We start from the raw sequence: 19,655 nt of genomic DNA on the forward strand, positions 1-19,655 counted from the left end.
CCTGTTCGCGGCACCGCTGGGCCGGCCGCCGGACCTCGCCCGGCCCGTCTGCCAGACCGTCTGGCAGGGCGGGCGCGTGTCGGTGGCGCCCGGTAGGACTGGGGGCGTCCGACCCGCCCGCGTGAGGAGTTCCCGTGTTCCTGCTGGACGACGTGCCCGCGCCGGGACTGCGCGAGGTCCGGGGCCTCGTCTGGTCTCCGAGCGACCTCGTGGCCGCCGCGCGCTGCGAGCTGGGAGTGGTGCGCCGCATCGACGAGGTGCTCGGCCGTGCTGAACGCGTCCCCGCCCCCGCGGACGAGATGCTGGTGCGCGCGAGCCGGCTCGGTGACGCGCACGAGCAGCGGGTGCTGGACGGGTGGGTGGCGCGCCTCGGCGCCGCGTCGGACGACGACGTCGCGGGCCGGGTGGTGAGCGTCCCGCCCCTGCGCCGTGTCGGGTACCTGGACCTGGTCGCCGCCCACGGAGCCACGCTCGCGGCGCTCGAGGCGGGGGCCGGCGTCGTCCACCAGGCCACGTTCTTCGACGGCGAGATGCACGGCCGCGCCGACTTCCTGGTGCGAGAGGGCGACGGCGGGCGCTACGCCGTCCTGGACGCCAAGCTGGCGCGGCGGGCGAAGGTGGAGGCGCTGCTCCAGGTCGCGGCCTACGCGGACCAGCTCGTCGCGGCGCACGTGCCGCTCGCGCCGTCGGCGGGTCTCGTGCTCGGCTCGGGCGAGCGCACGGCGCACCGGCTCGCGGACCTGCTGCCCGTGTTCCGGGAGCGTCGCGCGCGGCTGCGCGCGATCGTCGCCGAGCGGCTCGCCGCGAGCGAGCCGGTGGCGTGGGGTGATCCTCGGTACCACGCCTGCGGGCGGTGCGAGCGCTGCGTGCCGGAGGTCGAGGCCCACGACGACGTGCTGCTCGTGGCGGGCGTGCGGCGCGCCCAGCGCGACGTGCTGCTCGCGAGCGGGGTACGCACCGTCGCGGCGCTGGCCGCGGCGCAGGAGCCGCCGGCAGCGATGTCGCCCACCACGTTCGCGAAGCTCCGGCGGCAGGCGGCGATGCAGTCCGGCACGGCGGAGGTCGACGGCACGGTGACCTGGGAGGAGGTCGTCGAGGGTCGTCCGGTCGCGCGGGAGCGGTCGTGGACCGTGGTCGACACCGCCCCGATCGACGCGCTGCCGCCCGCCAGCGACGGGGACCTGTTCTTCGACTTCGAGGGGGACCCGCTGTGGACGGACGCGTCCGCCTCCCGGTGGGGGATCGACTACCTCTTCGGCGTCACCGAACGCCCGGCGCCGGGGGAGCGCGCGCCGTTCCTGGCGTTCTGGGCGCACGACCTGGCGCAGGAGCGTGCGGCGCTCGTCGCCTTCGTCGACCACGTGGCCGAGCGACGGCGGCGCTACCCGGACCTGCACGTCTACCACTACGCGCCCTACGAGAAGACGCACCTCGTCTCGATCGCGGCCCGGCACGGGGTGTACGAGCAGGAGGTCGACGACCTGCTGCGCGCGGGCGTTCTCGTGGACCTGTACGCGGTGGTCCGGGCGTCGGTGCGCATCTCGGCCGGCTCGTACTCCATCAAGAAGCTCGAGCCGCTGTACATGGCCGAGCACCTGCGCGCCGGGGACGTCACGGACGCTGCGGCGTCGATCGTCGCGTACGCCGCCTACTGCGACCTGCGGGACGCGGGGGAGGCCGACGCGGCCGAGGAGCTGCTGGGCCAGATCCGCGACTACAACCGGTACGACTGCGACTCCACGCTGGTGCTGCTCGCGTGGCTGCGGTGGGCCGCCGACCGGTCGCGGGCGCGTGCCGCGGGGGCTCGTGGTGCAGGGTCGGGTTCCTGGTCGCCGGGGTCGTCGTCGGACGTCTTCCATCCGGCCTCGTTCCTCGGCCTCCCGCCAGGCCCGTCCACGACGTCCGACGACGACCCCGGCGACGGTCGGGACGGCACCACGGTCTCCTCGACCGCGACCCTCGACGGGGTGGCCGGTGACGGTGCGGGCACCGCCTCCGGCGTCGGCCCGGACCCGGCACGGGAAGATCCCCGGGCCGAGGCGCACGCCGTCGAGGCGCAGGTGCGGGAGATCGTCGGCGAGGACCGTGCGGCGCGCGACGCGCAGACGCAGGCGCTCGCGCTGATCGGTGCGGGCGTCGGTTACTACGAACGGGAGGACAAGCCGTTCTGGCAGGAGCACTTCTCGCGTCTCGCCGACCCGGTGGAGGACTGGACAGGACGCCGCAGCTCGTTCGTGGTGGACGCCGCCACGGAGCTCGAGGGCTGGGCCGTGCAGCCTGGGCGCCAGACACCGTCGCGGCTCCTCGAGCTGCGTGGGCGGCTCGAGGAGGGCTCCGACCTGCGTGCCGGCGCGAAGACCTGGGCGGTCTACGAGTGCCCAGGGCCGGGGTGCGCCAAGTCGTCCGAGAACGGCTCGCGCGTGTGGACCGAGGGGATCGAGGTCGTCGAGGTGTCCCGGGACGCCGAGACGGACGTGCTGGTCGTCGCCGAGCGGGCACCGCGCCGCGCGGAGCCGTGGTCCGAGCTGCCCATGGCGCTCGCGCCCGCGAAGGGCCCCTACACCGCGCCCCAGCAGGAGGCCGTCCTGGAGACCGCGCGGCGGTGCCTCGCGAGCTGGCGGGCGGAGCCGGGCCCGCGGGGCGAGCGGCTGCCGCGGTCCGCCGTCGTCGACCTCGTGCTGCGGCGGCCCCCGCGGTGCGTCGGAGACACCGCCGGGCCGGCCGGCACGCTCCCGCCCGTGGGCGAGGGCCCGGACCGATACGTCGAGGCGATCACCGCGGCGGTGCGCGGTCTCGATCGCTCCTGCCTCGCCGTCCAGGGCCCGCCGGGGACGGGCAAGACGCACGTCGCCTCGCACGTGATAGCCCGCCTCGTGGCCGACGGGTGGCGCATCGGCGTCGTCGCCCAGTCCCATGCCGCCGTCGAGAACCTCGTCCGCGCCGTCGTGGAGAAGGCGGGCGTCCCGGGGGCCGTGGTCGCCAAGAAGCTCGAGAACGGAGCGAAGCCGTCGGGCGAGCCCTGGCAGCAGGTCGACGGCAAGGGCCTGGCCGTCGCGGCGGCGGCCGCGCCGTGCGTCGTCGGCGGCACGGCCTGGGACTTCGCGAACGCCAAGAACTTCCCCGACGAGCACCTCGACCTGCTCGTGGTCGACGAGGCCGGTCAGTTCTCGCTCGCGAACACGATCGCCGTCGGGCGCGCGGCGCGCCGCCTCCTCCTGCTCGGCGACCCGCAGCAGCTCGACCAGGTCACCCAGGGGCGCCACCCCGAGCCGGTCGACCGCTCCGCGCTCGCCCACCTGGCGGGCGAGCACGGCGTGCTCCCGGCCGAGCACGGGTACTTCCTCTCGACGACGTGGCGCATGCACCCCGCCCTGGCCGGGGCCGTCTCCGAGCTCGCGTACGAGGGCCGGCTCGCCGCGGAGCCCGTGACCCGCGAACGCCGGCTCGACGGCATCCTCCCGGGCCTGCGGACCGTGCGGGTGCCCCATGTCGGCAACGCGACGTCGTCGCCGGAGGAGGCTGCCGAGGTCGTGGCGCTGGTGCGTGACGTCCTGGGGCGGGGGTGGACGGCGTCGTCGGGCAGCGACCCCGCACCCCTCGACGAGGCGGGAGTGATCGTCGTGGCCGCGTACAACGCGCAGGTCTGGACGGTGCGGCGTGCGCTGGAGCGGGCCGGTCTCGGAGCAGTGCGCGTGGGGACGGTCGACAAGTTCCAGGGCCAGGAGGCCCCGGTCGCGATCCTGACCACGGCCGCGTCGTCGGTCGAGGACGTCCCGCGCGGCCTGGGTTTCCTGCTCTCGCGCAACCGGGTCAACGTCGCGGTCTCGCGCGGGCAGTGGTGCGCGGTCGTGGTGCGCTCGACCCGGCTGACCGACCACCTGCCCGGGACGCCGGAGGACCTGGAGCAGCTCGGCGCGTTCGTCGGGCTGTGCGAGCGCGGCGACTGACGGCGCCGCGCGGATCAGTCGACGAGCGAGAGCTCGACCACGGGCACCAGCTCGCGCCAGTCCTGGCCCGGTGCGGCGGCGGGCTCCGCCCACCGGGTCAGCACCGGCGCGAGGCCGGCCCACGCCCGGGGGTGCGCGGACTCGTACGCCGAGAAGATCTCGACGCCGGAGGCGGGCGGGAGGACTCGCGCCCGGGCCCGGCGCCGTCGGACGGCCCCCGAGCTGACGACGACCCGCGGGTCCGCAGCGACGTTGCGGAACCACTGCGAGCCCGGGCCGAGGCCGGCGGCCACGAGCAGCACGCCGGGGCGGGGCCGGTCGACGACCTCGAGGACGACCGTGCGCCAGAGCCCCGAGGTGCGACCGCGGTGCTCCAGGAGCACGAGCCGCGGGCCGAGGAGCGGCCCGAGCCCCGCCCGGTAGAGCGCGATCGGCGCGCGAACCAGCCTCCGCGAGTGCAGCAGCCGCGAGGCGAGGTCAGGTGCCATGCCCCGCACGCTATCCAGGCGCCGGGCGGACGTCACATGCTGAGACGAACAGTGGCGCCGGTCACACTGCGGTAACGATCCGCGCCAGCACACGCCGCCGAGACATCCCCGACACATTCCGTGACTACGGTCACCCCCACGGCACGGCACCTGCAGTGCAGCAAGGCGCACGACTCACAGCTCCATCCCGGAGGGAACACACGATGAATCGACGGATGACAGTCGCGACGCGAGGCCTCGCCATCGCCGCCGCACTCAGCCTCGGGCTCACCGCCTGCAGCACGACCTCGGACGACGACAGCTCGGGCGACGAGGCCAGCGGCGGCAGCTCGTCGAGCGCGGACGACGGACTGGTCGTCGGCACGCTCCTGCCGCTGACCGGGACCCTCGCCTACCTGGGCCCGCCCGAGGTCGCGGGCGTCGGCCTGGCGGTCGACGAGATCAACAAGGCCGGCGGCGTGCTCGGCAAGGACGTCACGATCGAGGGCGCCGACTCCGGGGACTCGACCGACATGAACGTCTCGACGCAGTCGACGACGGACCTCCTCAAGCGCAAGTCGGACGTCATCATCGGCGCCGCGTCGTCCAGCGTGAGCATCAACGTCGTCGACCAGATCGCCGGCGCCGACGTCATGCAGATCTCGCCCGCGAACACCTCGACGACGCTCTCGGGCTACAGCCCGTTCTACGCGCGCACCGCGCCGCCGGACTCCGTCCAGGGCAACGCGCTCGGCTCGCTCATCCTCGACTCGGGCGCCACGAAGGTCGGCATGCTCGTGCAGAACGAGGACTACGGCACCGGCCTGCGCGACAACGTGCAGAAGACCATCGAGGCCGGTGGCGGCCAGGTCGTCTACGGCGCGACCGACGCGGGCCAGGAGTTCCAGCCCGGCGAGTCGAACTTCTCGGCCCAGGTCACCGACCTGCTCGCCCAGAAGCCCGACGCCATCGCGGTCATCGCGTTCGACGAGACCAAGGCGATCATCACCGAGCTCGTCGCCCAGGGCTGGAAGATGGACGGCACGACGTTCTTCTGCGACGGCAACACCGCCAGCTACGAGAAGGACTTCGACCCAGGGACGCTGAAGGGCGTCGTCGGGACCATCCCGGGCGCCGAGGCGCAGGGCGACTTCAAGGACCGCCTCAACACGTACTCCAAGGACAACAACGGCGGCGAGCTCACCTCGTACGCCTACGGCCCCGAGTCGTACGACGCGACGATCCTCGCCGCGCTCGCAGCGGTGCGTGGTGGCGCGGCCGACGGCAAGACCATCTCGGAGAACATCAAGTCCGTCTCCGGCGCCGACGGCGGCACGGAGGTCAAGACCTTCGAGGAGGGCGTCAAGGCGCTCAAGGCCGGTGACGACATCCACTACGTGGGCGTCGCCGGGACGGGCCCGCTGAACGAGGACAACGACCCGTCGTCGGCGTTCATCGGCGTGTACGACTACGACGGCAAGAACGTGCAGCAGTTCACGCGTTCCGTCGAGGGCAAGATCGGCGGCTGACGCCGACGGCGCCGCACCGCCGGCGCCGCTCGCCGAGACGTCGAATTCCGCCCCCGATTCTTCGAATCGAGGGGCGGAATTCGACGTCTCGGCGGTGGGTGCGGCGGCCCGGCAGGGGGCGCGGCACGCGAGAGGGGCCCGGTGCATCGGCACCGGGCCCCTCTCGTCGTGCGGTCCTCGTCAGCCGGTGTGCGCCGCCGCGCTCTCCTCGACGTCCTCGGCGAGCGTGCCGAGGTACAGGGCGATCACCTTGGGGTCGGCCTGCAGCTCCCGCCCGGTGCCCGTGTGCGCGTCGCGGCCCTGGTCGAGGACGTACCCGCGGTCGCAGATCTGCAGGCAGCGGCGGGCGTTCTGCTCGACCATGACGATGCTGACACCCGCCTTGTTGATCATGCGGGTGCGCAGGAACGTCTCGTCCTGGCGCACGGGGGAGAGCCCCGCGGACGGCTCGTCGAGCAGCAGCACCGACGGGTTCATCATCAGCGCGCGCGCCATGGCGACCATCTGGCGCTCGCCGCCGGACAGCGAGCCGGCCCGCTGCGCCCGGCGGTCGCCGAGCGTCGGGAAGAGGTCGGCGATGAAGGAGAACCGGTCGCGGAACATCGCCGGCTTGAGGTAGACGCCCATCTTCAGGTTCTCCTCGATCGTCAGCGAGGGGAACACGTTGTTGGACTGCGGCACGAACCCGACGCCCTGGGCGACGAGCCGGTTCGCCCGCATCCCGGTGATCTCCTCGCCGTCGAGCTCGACGGACCCGGAGCGGATCTCGACCTGGCCGAACAGGGCCTTGAGCAGCGTGGACTTCCCGGCGCCGTTGGGCCCGATGATGCCGACGAGCTCGCCGCGCCCGACCTCGATCGAGCAGTCGTCCAGGATGTTCACCCCGGGGATGTACCCGGCGACGAGGTGGCTCGCGCGCAGCAGCACCTCGCCGGTCGCGCCCTTCGACGCCGTGCCCGAGCTCGTGTCGGTGGGCGGGCCGCCGGCGGGGGCGGGGGTGGTGGGATCGGTCATCGCTTCTCCTCCTCGGCCGCGAGGCGGGCCAGGACGTCGGGATCGAGCAACGAGTCGTCGCCGAGGTCCGTGTCGTGGTGGGCGCCGAGGTACGCGTCGACCACCGCCTGGTCCTGCATGACGTCCTCGGGCGGGCCCTCGGCGACGATCCGCCCCTCGGCCATGACGACGACCCAGTCCGAGATGTGCCGGACGGCGTGCATGTCGTGCTCCACGAAGAGGACGGTCATGCCCTCGTCGCGCAGCGCCTGGACGTGCCCGAGCAGCGACTGCACGAGCGCGGGGTTCACGCCGGCCATCGGCTCGTCGAGCATGATCATGGTCGGGTCGGTCATCAGGGCCCGGGCCATCTCGAGGAGCTTGCGCTGGCCACCGGACAGCGAGCCCGCGAAGTCGTCCTTCTTGCTGTCGAGCTTGAACCGCTCGAGCAGCTCCATGGCCTTGGCGGTCACCTCGGCCTCGCGCTTCTTCCACAGCGGTGGCACCAGCGAGGCGAACAGGTTCTCGCCCGGGTGCTGCGTGGCGGCGAGGCGCATGTTGTCCAGCACGGTCAGGCGCGAGAGCGCCTTGGTGAGCTGGAAGGTGCGCACGGCCCCGGTGCGGGCGACCTTCGCCGCCGACTTCTTCGCGAGGCTGCGGCCCTCGAAGGTCCACGCGCCGCCGTCGGGCACGTCGAAGCCGGTGAGGAGGTTGAAGAAGGTCGTCTTGCCGGCGCCGTTGGGGCCGATCAGGGCGGTGATGGCGCCGCGCTGGACCTCGAGGTGCGCGACGTCCACGGCGGTCATGCCGCCGAACCGGCGCACGACGTCGTCGACCACGAGCAGGGCGTCCGGCTTGGCGGCGCCGGGCACGGCCTCGACGCCGGCCAGCCCGGCGGGTCCGGTGGTCCCGGCCCCGGCCCCGGCGGGCCCGCTCGTCGCGGGCCGGTCGGTGGACACCGTGTCGACGGACGCCCGGTCCGTGGCGGGGGTCAGGTCATCGGGCATCGAACGCCAGCTCCTTCTTGTCGCCGAATATGCCTTGCGGCCGGAAGATGACGAGGCACATGAGCGTGATGCCGACGACCATGCCGCCGATCTGCTCGATCTGCGCCGAGGAGATCGCGTCGGGCAGGGCCACGCGCATCCCGGCCCGCAGCAGCATGTACACGCCGAAGAAGATCATGGAGCCGACGACGGGTCCCCAGATGGTCGCGGCGCCGCCGAGCAGGAGGATGGTCCAGATGAAGAACGTCATCGAGCGGCCCATCGAGTCGGGCTGCACGGCGCGCGGCAGGCAGAACAGCACGCCGGCGACCGCTCCGGCGACGCCGCCGAGGATGAGCGCCTGCATCTTGTAGGAGTAGACGTTCTTGCCCAGGGCGCGCACGGCGTCCTCGTCCTCGCGGATGCCCTTGAGCACGCGGCCCCACGGGCTGCGGGTCAGGAGCCAGACGACCAGGACCGCGAACAGGACCACCGACCAGGCGACGAGCCGGATCCACCAGGAGTTCGACCCGTTGTTCTGGTAGGTCCAGGGGCCGAACTGCGTGGTGCCGTCGGTGAGGAAGCTCAGGTCCAGGAACGTGTTCTTGAACGAGTTGCCCGTCAGCCCGGAGGAGCCGCCGGTCTGGTCGTTGAACACGGTCGAGCGGCCGATCATGCGCAGGATCTCGGCGGCGGAGATGGTCACGATGGCGAGGTAGTCACCGCGCAGCTTGAGCGTGGGTATCCCGAGGACCAGCGCGAACAGCGCGCCGGCGACGATCGCGATCGCCAGGGCCAGGAAGAACCCGGCGCCCGCGATCGTGGAGATCGCGAAGCCGTAGGCGCCGAGCAGCATGAACCCGGCCTGTCCCATGTTGAGCAGCCCGGTGTACCCGAAGTGCAGGTTGAGGCCGATGGCGGCCAGCGCGTAGGCGGCGGTCGTCGGGGCGATGAGCTCCCCGAGGACCTGCGAGAGGATGCGGCTCAGTTCCATTGGTCTTTTCCCTTCAGCCGATCCGCTCGCGTCGTCCGAGGATGCCCTGGGGCCGCACGAGAAGGACGAGGATGAGGATCAGGAGCGCGGTCGCGTAGCGCAGGTCGCTGGGCAGGACGAGGTTGGACAGCTCGACGACCATCCCGATCACGAGGGAGCCGATGAGGGCCCCGAACGCCGTGCCGAGACCGCCGAGCGTGACGGCGGCGAACATGAGCAGCAGGAGCTGCAGGCCCATCTGCCAGTTGAACGAGCCGAAGACCATCCCGAGCATCATCCCGCCGAGCCCCGCGAGGGTGGTCGCGAGGACCCAGACGATGCGGATGATCTTGTCGGGGTCGATCCCGGTCGCCGCGGCGAGCGCCGAGTTGTCGGAGACGGCGCGCGTGGCCTGGCCGATGCGCGTGCGGGTGAGGAACCACGCGACGCCGGCGAGCACGACGACCGAGATGATCATCGACACCCACGAGACGACCGTCAGCGTCACGGGACCGACGGTCCAGGAGCTCGGGTTGTTCGTCAGGATGCGCTGGGTGCCGGCCCCGATGAGCAGCTGGATGAGGAACTGCAGCGCGATCGAGAGGCCGATCGTCACGATCATCAGCTGGACCGTGGGCGTCCCGCGGCGCCGCAGCGGGCGCCAGATCCCGGCGTCCTGCGCCCATCCCGTCGCGCCGCACACGGCGAGCGTGATGATCGCGCCGAGCCAGATCGGCAGGCCCATGACGTTCATCGTCAGGTAGGCGAGCACGGCGCCGAGGGTGACCTGCTCGCCGTGCGAGAAGCTCGAGAGCTTCGTCGTGCCGTAGATGAGGCTCAGGCCGATCGACGCGAGGGCGAGCAGGAGCCCGAACCGCAGCCCGGACCCGATCTGCTGCCACACCTGGGCGGCCTGGATGCCCCCGGACGACGACGCCTCGCTCTGCGACCCGGAGGACCCGCCGCTCCCGGGGCTCGCGCCGGGCGCGGGGGCGGCCTCGTCGCCGACCCGGAACGCCGCGCGTGACGTCGAGCCGAGCTGGGCGGTGACCTGGATCGAGCTCGCGGCGCCCTCGGCGAGGTGCGCGTCGGCGGGCAGCGTGCCCTCGTCGAGGGCGATCGTGTAGGTGCCCACGGTCTTCGTCGCGACGGCGGGCAGGCCGTCCTCGGTCGTGGTGACCGTCTCGTCGAAGTCCTCCGGACCGGTGATCACGGCCTCGGCGCCGGCGACGTGCGCGTTGTCCTGGTCGAGGACGAGGACGGCGATGCACGAGGTCGAGCCGTCGGGCGTGCAGGTCTGGTCGGCGGCCGTCGTGGCCGCCAGCGCCGCGGGCGCCCCGACGACGGTCGTGGCCGCCGCGACGACGAGCGCCGCCGCCCATCGCCGTCGTCGCCGTGGGGTTCCGGCTCGTTCCGCTGTCATCGGCGGGGGTCCTCCGTGTCGGTGGTCCTCACGGGCGGGAGGCGGCCTGGTCCGGCCGCCGCCCCGTGGGTAGTGGGGACGGTAGGTGGAGCGTGTGTACGGGGTGTTACGCGTGTTTCGGGCATGTTCCTGTGACGTGCGTCATGCCGGCTCACGCCGGTGTGCCGGGAAGTGTAGCCCGCGTCACACCTGCCGTTTCCGGGCCTCCCGCGACGGCCGGTGCCGACGAGGCGGCGTCGCGCGGAATCGTCGCGGTCCGCCGCGGAGAACCGTTGCGCGATCGTGACTGGACGCCCGTTCGCTGCCCCCGCCCCGCCGGTGAGGCATGATCGCTGGCATGGCCACCAGCAACCAGGACGTCGCTCTCGGCGACGAGCAGTTCGTCGCGCTGACCACCTACAAGCGGTCCGGCGACGGCGTCACGACCCCTGTCTGGGTGGCGCCCGCGCCGCGCGACCCGGGCACGCTCTACGTCGTCACGGGCGCGGCGACCGGGAAGGCCAAGCGGCTGCGCAACGGCTCGCGCGTGCGGATCCAGCCGTGCGGACGCACGGGGACGCTGCGCGGCGTGCCGGTCGAGGGGTCCGGCCGCATCGTGGCCGACGCGACGGAGCGCTCCGTCGCGGAGGCGGCGCTCCGCGGGAAGTACGGGTTCCAGTACCGGCTCTCCGGCCTCGCCACGCGGCTGCGCCGCAAGGGCGGAGGGCAGGTGTTCCTCGCCCTCGTGCCGGGGGAGCGGGCCGCCGACGGCGGGGCGCCCGACGCCGAGGCCCGCGATGCGGCGACCGGGTCGGGGGAGCAGGCGTGAGCGCCCCGGAGCCCGAGGACCTGGAGCGCGCGGGCTGGGTCGCGCTGTCCACCGACGGCGCCGCGGCCGCCGCCTACTACGGCGAGGTCCTCGACGCCGAGCCGACCTTCCTCCTGCCCGGCGGGCTGCGGCTCGACGACCGCGACGCGGTGATCGAGTCGATGGGCGGCGTGCCCTGGGAGGGGTACGAGCTCTCCGACATCCGGCAGGTCGAGCTGGCGGACGACGTCGCCGTGGTCGCCTACGCGGTCGTCGCCACCCGCGCGGGGGCGACGTACAGCGCGCTGGTGTGCAGCACGTACGCGCGCCGCGACGGGCAGTGGCGGCTCGCGGTGCACCAGCAGACCCCGCGCTGAGGCGCCCCGCGCCGACGTCGCCCGGGCGGCCCCGCCGGTCTGGGGTGGCGCGTCGGTCGCACGTACGCTGACCGCATGCCTGAAGCCTCGCCGTCCGCCCTCACGCCCCCGGTCGCCGACCGCCGCCCGACCGCCCGCTCGCACCACGGGCACGAGGTCACCGACCCGTACGAGTGGCTGCGCGAGAAGGAGTCGCCGGACGTCGTCGCGCACCTCGAGGCCGAGAACGCCTACACGGAGCAGGAGACCGCGCACCTGGCCGGTCTGCGCGCCACGATCTTCGACGAGATCAAGGCCCGCACCCAGGAGACCGACCTGTCCGTCCCCGTGCGGGACGGCGCCTGGTGGTACTACGCGCGCACCGTGGAGGGCCAGCAGTACGCGATCCGCGCGCGGGCGCCGCTGGGCGGCGAGCCCGACGTCCCGCCGGTCCTCGTGCCGGGCGAGCCGGTGCCGGGCGAGCAGGTGCTGCTCGACGAGAACCTCGCGGCGCAGGGTCACGAGTTCTTCTCGCTCGGGTCGTTCGACGTCTCGGCCGACGGCACGCGCCTCGCCTACGCCGTCGACACCGTCGGGGACGAGCGCTACCTGCTGCGGGTCCGGGACCTGACCACGGGCGAGGACCTGCCGGACGAGGTCCCCGGCACGGCGCCCGGCGCGACGTTCAGCCCCGACGGGCGGTACGTGCTCTACCCGACGGTCGACGAGTCGTGGCGCCCCGACAAGGTCTGGCGCCACGAGGTCGGCACCCCGGCCGCGGACGACGTCACCGTCTTCACCGAGCCGGACGACCGGTACTGGGTCGGCGTCGGGCTCTCGCGCTCGCGCCGGTTCCTGCAGATCGAGCTCGGCTCGAAGATCACCAGCGAGTCGTGGCTCCTCGAGGCCGACGACCCGACGGGGGAGTTCCGGGTCGTGTGGCCGCGGCGCGAGGGTGTCGAGTACTCCGTCGAGCACGTGGTCCTCCCGGACGCCCCTGCCGGGGGGCGCGACGCGCTGCTCGTGCTGCACAACGACGGCGCGGAGAACTTCGAGCTCGTCGTGACCGAGGTGCCGGCGCGCGGCGCCGCGCCGCTGTCGCCCGGGGACGCGACCGTCGTCGTCCCGCACGACCCGGCGACCCGCCTCGAGGACGTCGACGCGTTCGCGGGCCACGTCGTCCTCTCCTACCGGCGCGAGGCGCTGCAGCGGCTCGGCGTCGTCCGGCTCGAGGGCGCCGCCGGCGCGACCCCGTGGCAGGTCGACGAGATCGCCTTCGACGAGCCCCTGTTCACCGTGGGCGCGGCCGGAAACCCCGAGTGGGAGCAGCGGCACCTGCGGCTGTCGTACACGAGCTTCGTCACCCCGGGCACGGTGTACGACTACGACGTCGCGACCCGGACGCTCGCGCTGCGCAAGCGCCAGCCCGTGCTGGGCGGCTACGAGCCGGGCGACTACGTGCAGCAGCGCGAGTGGGCGGAGGCCGAGGACGGCACGATGGTGCCGGTCTCCCTCGTCTGGCGGCGCGACGCCGTCACGCTCGACCCGAGCGGCCTGCAGGCCGACCCGGCGCCCGTGCTGCTCTACGGCTACGGCTCGTACGAGATCTCCATCGACCCCGCCTTCTCGATCCCGCGGCTCTCGCTGCTGGACCGCGGCGTCGTGCTGGCCGTCGCGCACGTGCGCGGCGGCGGCGAGATGGGGCGGCGCTGGTACGAGGACGGCAAGACGCTGGCGAAGAAGAACACGTTCACGGACTTCGTGGCGTGCGCGCGCCACCTCGTGGGGGCGGGATGGACGACGCCGGAGCGCATGGTCGCGCAGGGCGGCTCCGCCGGGGGCCTGCTCATGGGCGCCGTGGCGAACCTCGCTCCGGAGCTGTTCGCCGGCGTCGTCGCCCAGGTGCCGTTCGTGGACCCGCTGACCTCGATCCTCGACCCGGACCTCCCGCTGACGGTCATCGAGTGGGACGAGTGGGGCAACCCGCTCGCCGACCCCGAGGTCTACCGGTACATGAGCGAGTACTCGCCGTACGAGAACGTGCGCGAGGACGCGGACTACCCGCGGATCCTGGCGCTGACCAGCCTCAACGACACGCGGGTGCTCTACGTGGAGCCGGCCAAGTGGGTGGCGCGGCTGCGCGAGGTCGGGGCGCCGGTCCTGCTCAAGACCGAGATGAGCGCGGGCCACGGCGGCGTCTCCGGGCGGTACGCGCGCTGGGAGGAGATCGCCTTCGAGGACGCGTGGATCGCCGACGCGCTCGGGGTCGCGGGCCACGACGAGGACGGCGAGGGCGGCGAGGACGGCGAGGGCTGAGGCACGGTCACCGGTCTCCCAGACTGTGTTCGAGCCCGTGGCACACCGCCTCGAACGGGAGATGAACGGAAGATGAACAACGGCCGTCGGGTCCCCGATCTGGTCGCTCCCGGCTGTCGTCGGACCTCACCATTGGGTACGTGACCGAGACGATCCTGCTCGTCGTCGTCGTCGTGACGGCGCTGGGCTTCGACTTCACCAACGGCTTCCACGACACCGGCAACGCGATGGCCACGTCCATCGCGACCCGGGCGCTGAAGCCCAAGACCGCCGTCCTGCTGTCGGGCACCCTGAACCTCGTCGGGGCGTTCCTGTCGCTGGCCGTGGCGGCGACCATCGCCAAGGGCATCGTCGACGCCGGGATGGTCTCGCTCGAGGTGGTCCTCGCGGGCCTCGTCGGCGGGATCGTCTGGAACCTGGTGACCTGGCTGCTCGGCATCCCGTCGAGCTCGTCGCACGCGCTCGTCGGCGGCATCGTCGGTGCGGTGCTCGTCGCGGCCGGCACCGACGGCGTGCTGTGGGGCGGCCTCGTCTCCAAGGTCATGCTGCCCGCGCTGATCGCCCCGGTCCTCGCGGTGGGCGTCGGCGCGCTCGGCACGTGGTTCGTCGCGCGCCTGACGCGCGGCATCCCGCAGGACACGACGAGCCGTGCCTTCCGCTGGGGCCAGATCGGCTCCGCCTCCCTCGTCTCCCTGGCGCACGGCACGAACGACGCGCAGAAGTCGATGGGCATCATCCTGCTCGCGCTCATCGCCGGCGGCGCGGTCCCCGAGGACTCCGGGGTGCCGTTCTGGGTCGTGCTCGCGTGCGCCCTCGCGATGGGCCTCGGCACCTACCTCGGCGGCTGGCGCGTCATCCGCACCCTCGGCAAGGGCCTGGTCGAGATCGACTCCCGGCAGGGCATGGCCGCCGAGACGTCGTCCGCCGCGGTCATCCTGCTCTCCAGCCACTTCGGCTACTCGCTCTCGACGACGCACGTGGCGACCGGCTCGATCCTGGGCTCGGGCGTGGGCATGCCCGGCGCGGTCGTGCGCTGGGGCGTCGCCCGCCGCATGCTCACCGCGTGGGTCGTGACGCTGCCCGCCGCCGGTGCCGTCGGGGCGGCGTGCTACGGGATCGACCAGCTCGTGGGTGGCGCGGCCGGCTCCTTCACGGTCTTCGGGATCCTCCTCGTGGCGGCCTTCACCATCTGGCGCCTCTCGCGCCGCACGCCGGTCGACTCTGCCAACGTCAACGACGAGTGGGACGACGACGCGGCCTCGGCGCAGGTCGCCGAGGCGGTCGCCGAGCACGACGTCAGCGCCCTCGCGATCGACGACGGCCGGGTGCCGGTCGGCGCCGCCGCCGGGCAGACCGCTGGACCGACCGCCGGGAACGGAAGGAGCGCCGCATGAGCGAGTACATCGACCTCGACGCCCTGGCGCGGGTCGTCGTCGCCGCCGTCGTGGTCGGCGCCGGGCTGCCGGCGCTGTTCGCGCTGGGCGTGCGGATGCTGGCCTCGCGGACGGTCGCCGTCCCCGGTGCCGGTGCCGGTGCCGAGGACGCGGAGGCGGGTGCGGCCGCCGCGCCCCGGCCCGCGCCGTGGCGCACGGTGGTCGCCGGGGCGTGCTTCGCGGTGATCGTCGGCGCGATCGTGCTCGGCATCTGGTTCATCGCCGCGGGCGGCCACTGACCCTCCGCCCTCCGCCGAGAAGTCGAGCTCCGCCCCGAAATCTCCGATTTTTGGGGCGGAACTCGACTTCTCGGCGGGTGGCTGGGAGCCTGTGCGCGTGACCACGCCGCCGTCGTCCGCCGGAGCCGTGCTCGTGCTGGTGCACGGGCGCAGCGAGCAGGGTCGCGACCCCGCGGTGCTGCGCGCGCAGTGGCTCGACGCGCTGCGCACCGGCGTCGCCGCGGCGGGTGCCGATCCCGCGCTGCCCGCCCTGGCCGACGACGCGGTCCGCCTGCCGTACTACGCGGACGTCCTCGAGACGGCGGTCCGCGACGAGCAGGCCGCGACGGCGTCGGACGCCGCCACCTCGCCCGTCTCCGAGCCTGACCTCGCGACGCTCCTCGGCCCGCCGGAGAGGCGTGAGTTCGTGCTGGCCGTGCTCGACGAGGCCCGTCGCGTGGCAGGAGTCGGGGACGCGGAGGTCCGGGTGCTGCTCGCCGGCGACGGGCACGCCGTTCCCGACGGACCCCCGGCCGCGGCCGCCCCGGCGGCCCTCGCGCCGGCGACGCTCGCGACCGCCGGGGCGCTCGCGGTGCCCGACGCGGCGTGGCTCCTCGCCGTGCTGCGCGCGCTCGACCGTGCGGTGCCGGGCATCGGCGGCCTCGGCATCGCGCTGCTGGCCCGCGACGTGCACCTCTACCTGCACGACGAGCGCGCCCGTGCCGCGGTCGACGACGTCGTCGCCGCCGCCCTGCCGACGGACGGTCCCGCGGTGGTCGTCGCCCACTCGCTCGGGTCGGTCGTCGCGTTCGAGCTGCTGCGCACCCACCCCGACCGCGGGCGCTGGGCGGTACCCCTGCTCGTGACCATCGGCTGCCCGATCGCGATCGGCGCCGTCCGCGCGGCACGGGCCCCGCTCGCCGTCCCCGGGGCCGTGACCCGGTGGCGCAACGCCCGCGACGTGCGCGACGTGGTGGCCCTGCAGCCGCTCACGGGCGCGGTCGCCACGGTCGACGAGGTCGAGGTGGAGAACCCGGCGCCCGGGCACCACGCCGCGGTCGGCTACCTGGCGACCGCTGAGGTGGCCGGGCCGGTCGCGGCTGCGCTCGGCGCACGACCCACCGGGGCGCGGGCCGCGCAGCCCACCCGGTTCAGCTGAGCGCCGACCGCACCGCGGCGACGAACCGGTCCACGTCGTCGTCGGTCGTGTCCCAGGCGCACATCCAGCGAGAGACCACGGTGCCGGCCTCCGGGCCGGGCATGACGTCGTAGCAGGGGAACGTCTCGCGGACCCGGTCGGCCGCGGGCTTCGGCAGGATCGCGAACGTCGCGTTGACCGTGGTGGGGCCCGCGAAACCGAGCCCGCGCACCCGGCCGGCGGCCACGTCGTCGTCCAGGAGCGAGCGCAGGCGCGCGGCCGCCGCGTTGGCGTGCGCGGCGTTGCGGCGCCACAGCGGGTCGTCCCCGTCGCTCTCGCCGAGGAGCGCGAGGAGCTGTGCCGAGACGTAGCGCATCTTGGACGCGAGCTGCATCTGCGCCTTGCGGACGAACGCGAGACCCGGCGCCGCCGCGGGGTCGAGGACCACCACGGCCTCCGCGCCCATCGCGCCGTTCTTGGTGCCGCCGAACGAGAGCGCGTCGACACCGACGTCCGTGGTGATCGCGCGCAGCGACGTGCCGAGGGCTGCGGCGGCGTTGGCCAGGCGCGAGCCGTCGACGTACAGGCGCATGCCGTACCCGTGCGCGGCGTCCGCGATCGCGCGGACCTCCTCCGGCGCGTACAGCGTGCCGACCTCCGTCGACTGGGTGATCAGCACGGCGAGCGGCTGGGCGTGGTGCACGTCGCCGAGCGCGCCGGCGTGGGCGTGCACGGCGTCGGGCGTGATCTTCCCGTCGGCGGACGGGACCGGCAGCAGCTTGATGCCGCCGACGCGCTCGGGCGCTCCCTGCTCGTCGGTGTGCACGTGCGCGAGCTCCGAGGCGATCACCGCGCCCCAGCGAGGCAGCATCGCCGAGAGCCCGACGACGTTCGCGCCCGTCCCGTTGAACACCGGGTACGCCTCGGCCCGCTCGCCGAACTCGCGGCGGACGGCCTCGCCCAGACGGGCGGTCCACGGGTCGTCGCCGTAGGCGATCGCGTGGTCGGCGTTCGCCGCGAGGATCGCGTCGAGGACCTCGGGGTGGACGCCCGCGTGGTTGTCGGAGGCGAAGCTGCGGAACGGTGCGGGGGCGGTGTCGGGTGCGGCGGGGAAGCTGGGGGAAGTCACCGCGTCAGGCTACGTCCGCTGGAGCGACGCTCGGTGGCGCCGGTGCGCGTCAGCCGCCCGGCGTGCCGTCCACGTAGGACCAGGTGCCGTCGTCGCGCACGAACCGGCTGATCTCGTGCACCGTCGCGCGCCCGGCGGCGTCGCGGTAGTGCGCGACGAACTCGACGTACCCCTCGTCGTCGAACGGGCCGCCCCGCTCGGTGGCGACGACGTCCAGGCGGCGCCAGACGACGTCGTCGGCCAGGTCGACCGCCGGCGGCCGGGTCGAGGGGTGCCAGGACGCGGCCAGGTAGCCGGCACCGGCAGGGCCGCCGAGGACGAACGCGCTGTAGCGCGAGCGCATGAGCGCCTCGGCTGTCGGGGCGCGGCGCTCGCCGGCGTGCACGGGCCCGCAGCACGCGCCGTACGTCTCGCCGGACAGGCAGGGGCAGCGGTCGTCGGGCGCGAGGGGCATGCGGCCAGCCTACGAGCGCACGGCCGGGTCAGCGGCCGCGGTGCCCGTTGCCCCCGTGGCGCAGGTCGACGTCGAGCCACACGAGCCGGTGGTCGCTGCTCGGGAACGGGTAGACGCCGGTCAGCCGGGACAGCGGGTCCGACTGCGCCGGCCAGAACACGCCCGTGTCCTGCACCCGCAGGTCCCGCGAGGGCAGGACGTAGTCGGCCCGCAGGTTGCCGGGGGTGGTGTCGGCGAAGTCCGCGGTGTCGTAACGCGGGTCGCCCTGCTGCGTGAGGTTGATCCCGCCCTGGAGGCGCGCGGCCTCGGGCGCGCCCGCGGAGGTGGGCCGGGGGTCCTGGATGCGGCGGTTGTCCAGGAGCTGGGCGGTCGCGCCGGGGTAGGAGTCGCCGTCGACCGGGTCGCTGTTCATGTCGCCCAGGACCACGAACGACGACCCGCCCTTCAGCCCGCCCCGCTGCCCGGCATCGTCGTAGATGTACGACGACGTCCGGCCGGGGGTCACGTAGTCCGACCAGAAGCGGATCTCGTCGTGGTTGCGGTGCCCGTTGCGGTCCTCCGGGCCGTCGAACGACGGGGGCGTGGGGTGCGAGGCGAGGACGTGCACGGTGTCCTTGCCGACCTGGACCGGCACGTCCCAGTGGGACTTGCTCGAGAGTCGGACCGCGGCGAGCTCCTTCGTGGTGAACCAGTCGTGGGGAGCGGACGTCGTCGGGTCGTCCGGCAGCAGCGCGCCCGGCATGTCCTTCCACAGGAAGTGCTGGAACGTGCGGACCTTGGTCGTCTCGATCGGGTACCGCGAGAGGACGACCATCCCGTACTGGCCGGGGAACGCACCGAAGCCGTAGGCGTCGTCCCCGCCGCCCACCGCGCCGTCGTTGTTCAGGTCGAAGCCGCTCGGCACCCCGGTGTTCGACGGCGCGGTGTACGCGTAGCGGTAGGTGATCGGGTCGGCGCCGTGCTGGCCGACCTCGAGGTAGTTGTCGCGGAACAGGTCGACCGACGCGTGCGCCGCGTCGTAGTCGAACTCGTTGAGCAGGACGACGTCCGGCCGGGCGCGCTGGATCACCTCCGCCACGGTCTGTGCCTGGACGTCGTCGCGCGTGCTGAGGTCGGACCGCAGCTCTCCCTCGGTCGCCCTGTTGAGCGAGAGGTTGTAGGTCGCGACGCGCAGGTCGGCGGCATCGTGGCCGTGGTGCTGGTCGCCGTGCGGTCCGGCGAGCGCCGGCGCCGCGAACAGGCCCGCGCAGAGGGTGGCGGCGGTGACGGCCGTGAGCCGGGCTGAGGTTCTGGTGCGCACGTGAGCTCCATCGGTCGGGGGCCGCGTCGTGGGCGGCCCGTCGGTGCGTGTGGCGATCACGGTAGGGCCCGCCGGTGACACCCGCACGAACGGGAGGTTTCGAACGGGTGAGCGCGCGGGGGGGGGGGGGGGGGGGGGGGGGGGGGGGGGGCGGGCCCGCCCGAGGTGTATGGGCGGGTGGGGGGGGCCCGCGGGTGCAAAGGGCG

16 protein-coding genes are annotated in these 19,655 nt (G+C 73.8%); 8 read left to right on the forward strand and 8 right to left on the reverse strand.

What is annotated here, in order from left to right:
- The first annotated feature begins 134 nt into the window (after window positions 1–134).
- Window positions 135–3,947, forward strand: a complete 3,813-nt coding sequence (locus EDF32_RS13240) for a bifunctional RecB family nuclease/DEAD/DEAH box helicase (RefSeq protein ID WP_123309026.1) — start codon at window positions 135–137, stop codon at window positions 3,945–3,947.
- Between the two features lie 14 nt (window positions 3,948–3,961).
- On the opposite strand, the gene EDF32_RS13245 is transcribed toward EDF32_RS13240, so the two are convergent.
- On the reverse strand, window positions 3,962–4,435 hold the full coding sequence (locus tag EDF32_RS13245; RefSeq protein ID WP_123309027.1) for a nitroreductase family deazaflavin-dependent oxidoreductase: 474 nt from the start codon (window positions 4,433–4,435) through the stop codon (window positions 3,962–3,964).
- 215 nt (window positions 4,436–4,650) lie between these two features.
- Between EDF32_RS13245 and EDF32_RS13250 the strand changes: the two genes are divergently transcribed.
- Window positions 4,651–5,943: an ABC transporter substrate-binding protein gene (locus EDF32_RS13250; protein ID WP_233565912.1), complete on the forward strand. Its 1,293-nt coding sequence runs from the start codon at window positions 4,651–4,653 to the stop codon at window positions 5,941–5,943.
- Between the two features lie 180 nt (window positions 5,944–6,123).
- Here the strand turns inward: EDF32_RS13250 and EDF32_RS13255 are convergent, their stop codons facing one another.
- Genes EDF32_RS13255 through EDF32_RS13270 form a run of 4 tightly spaced genes read right to left on the reverse strand, consistent with a single transcriptional unit; the run spans window position 6,124 to window position 10,318 of the window.
- Window positions 6,124–6,957 carry an ABC transporter ATP-binding protein gene (locus EDF32_RS13255; RefSeq protein WP_123309029.1) on the reverse strand — a complete coding sequence of 278 codons (834 nt, stop codon included), beginning with the start codon at window positions 6,955–6,957 and terminating at the stop codon, window positions 6,124–6,126.
- The gene (locus EDF32_RS13260) at window positions 6,954–7,943 is read right to left on the reverse strand and encodes an ABC transporter ATP-binding protein (protein WP_123309030.1); all 990 of its coding nucleotides are present in this window, start codon (window positions 7,941–7,943) and stop codon (window positions 6,954–6,956) included. Before EDF32_RS13260 ends, EDF32_RS13255 begins: the two co-directional genes overlap by 4 nt.
- On the reverse strand, window positions 7,933–8,916 hold the full coding sequence (locus EDF32_RS13265) for a branched-chain amino acid ABC transporter permease (protein ID WP_123309031.1): 984 nt from the start codon (window positions 8,914–8,916) through the stop codon (window positions 7,933–7,935). Before EDF32_RS13265 ends, EDF32_RS13260 begins: the two co-directional genes overlap by 11 nt.
- A 13-nt stretch (window positions 8,917–8,929) precedes the next feature.
- Window positions 8,930–10,318 (reverse strand): branched-chain amino acid ABC transporter permease, encoded by a 1,389-nt coding sequence (locus EDF32_RS13270; RefSeq protein WP_123309032.1) that lies wholly within the window; start codon window positions 10,316–10,318, stop codon window positions 8,930–8,932.
- 337 nt (window positions 10,319–10,655) lie between these two features.
- On the opposite strand from EDF32_RS13270, the gene EDF32_RS13275 reads away from it, so the two are divergent.
- From EDF32_RS13275 to EDF32_RS13300, 6 genes are all read left to right on the forward strand, one after another.
- Entirely contained in the window at window positions 10,656–11,126 is a 471-nt protein-coding gene (locus tag EDF32_RS13275; RefSeq protein ID WP_158614104.1) for a PPOX class F420-dependent oxidoreductase, read from the forward strand.
- A complete protein-coding gene (locus EDF32_RS13280; RefSeq protein ID WP_123309034.1) occupies window positions 11,123–11,482 on the forward strand; it encodes a DUF4440 domain-containing protein in 360 nt (119 codons plus the stop codon). Before EDF32_RS13275 ends, EDF32_RS13280 begins: the two co-directional genes overlap by 4 nt.
- A gap of 75 nt (window positions 11,483–11,557) precedes the next feature.
- Window positions 11,558–13,777, forward strand: a complete 2,220-nt coding sequence (locus EDF32_RS13285) for a S9 family peptidase (RefSeq protein WP_123309035.1) — start codon at window positions 11,558–11,560, stop codon at window positions 13,775–13,777.
- A 140-nt stretch (window positions 13,778–13,917) separates the two neighbouring features.
- Window positions 13,918–15,171: an inorganic phosphate transporter gene (locus EDF32_RS13290; RefSeq protein WP_123309036.1), complete on the forward strand. Its 1,254-nt coding sequence runs from the start codon at window positions 13,918–13,920 to the stop codon at window positions 15,169–15,171.
- Complete coding sequence (locus EDF32_RS13295; RefSeq protein ID WP_123309037.1) at window positions 15,168–15,449, forward strand: hypothetical protein; 282 nt, start codon at window positions 15,168–15,170, stop codon at window positions 15,447–15,449. The genes EDF32_RS13290 and EDF32_RS13295 overlap by 4 nt, the downstream gene beginning before the upstream one ends.
- Before the next feature lie 97 nt (window positions 15,450–15,546).
- Window positions 15,547–16,587, forward strand: coding sequence for a hypothetical protein (locus EDF32_RS13300; RefSeq protein WP_148061609.1), 1,041 nt, complete (start codon window positions 15,547–15,549; stop codon window positions 16,585–16,587).
- On the opposite strand, the gene EDF32_RS13305 is transcribed toward EDF32_RS13300, so the two are convergent.
- Genes EDF32_RS13305 through EDF32_RS13315 form a run of 3 tightly spaced genes read right to left on the reverse strand, consistent with a single transcriptional unit; the run spans window position 16,580 to window position 19,449 of the window.
- Window positions 16,580–17,695 carry a low specificity L-threonine aldolase gene (locus tag EDF32_RS13305; protein WP_123309039.1) on the reverse strand — a complete coding sequence of 372 codons (1,116 nt, stop codon included), beginning with the start codon at window positions 17,693–17,695 and terminating at the stop codon, window positions 16,580–16,582. The genes EDF32_RS13300 and EDF32_RS13305 overlap by 8 nt on opposite strands.
- A 49-nt stretch (window positions 17,696–17,744) precedes the next feature.
- Window positions 17,745–18,149: a YchJ family protein gene (locus tag EDF32_RS13310; protein ID WP_123309040.1), complete on the reverse strand. Its 405-nt coding sequence runs from the start codon at window positions 18,147–18,149 to the stop codon at window positions 17,745–17,747.
- Window positions 18,150–18,177: 28 nt separating this feature from the next.
- Window positions 18,178–19,449, reverse strand: coding sequence for an endonuclease/exonuclease/phosphatase family protein (locus tag EDF32_RS13315; protein WP_123309041.1), 1,272 nt, complete (start codon window positions 19,447–19,449; stop codon window positions 18,178–18,180).
- Between the last annotated feature and the right edge of the window lie 206 nt (window positions 19,450–19,655).

It is taken from the genome of Cellulomonas sp. PhB143 (assembly GCF_003752595.1).
Lineage (GTDB): Bacteria > Actinomycetota > Actinomycetes > Actinomycetales > Cellulomonadaceae > Paraoerskovia.

Bases quoted from the DNA above. Each gene is read 5' to 3' on its own strand.
- EDF32_RS13250 (WP_233565912.1), top strand. From the start codon at position 4,651: ATGACAGTCGCGACGCGAGGCCTCGCCATCGCCGCCGCACTCAGCCTC.
- EDF32_RS13285 (WP_123309035.1), top strand. From the start codon at position 11,558: ATGCCTGAAGCCTCGCCGTCCGCCCTCACGCCCCCGGTCGCCGACCGC.
- EDF32_RS13255 (WP_123309029.1), bottom strand. From the start codon at position 6,957: ATGACCGATCCCACCACCCCCGCCCCCGCCGGCGGCCCGCCCACCGAC.
- EDF32_RS13245 (WP_123309027.1), bottom strand. From the start codon at position 4,435: ATGGCACCTGACCTCGCCTCGCGGCTGCTGCACTCGCGGAGGCTGGTT.
- EDF32_RS13270 (WP_123309032.1), bottom strand. From the start codon at position 10,318: ATGACAGCGGAACGAGCCGGAACCCCACGGCGACGACGGCGATGGGCG.
- EDF32_RS13310 (WP_123309040.1), bottom strand. From the start codon at position 18,149: ATGCCCCTCGCGCCCGACGACCGCTGCCCCTGCCTGTCCGGCGAGACG.
- EDF32_RS13265 (WP_123309031.1), bottom strand. From the start codon at position 8,916: ATGGAACTGAGCCGCATCCTCTCGCAGGTCCTCGGGGAGCTCATCGCC.
- EDF32_RS13295 (WP_123309037.1), top strand. From the start codon at position 15,168: ATGAGCGAGTACATCGACCTCGACGCCCTGGCGCGGGTCGTCGTCGCC.
- EDF32_RS13260 (WP_123309030.1), bottom strand. From the start codon at position 7,943: ATGCCCGATGACCTGACCCCCGCCACGGACCGGGCGTCCGTCGACACG.
- EDF32_RS13275 (WP_158614104.1), top strand. From the start codon at position 10,656: ATGGCCACCAGCAACCAGGACGTCGCTCTCGGCGACGAGCAGTTCGTC.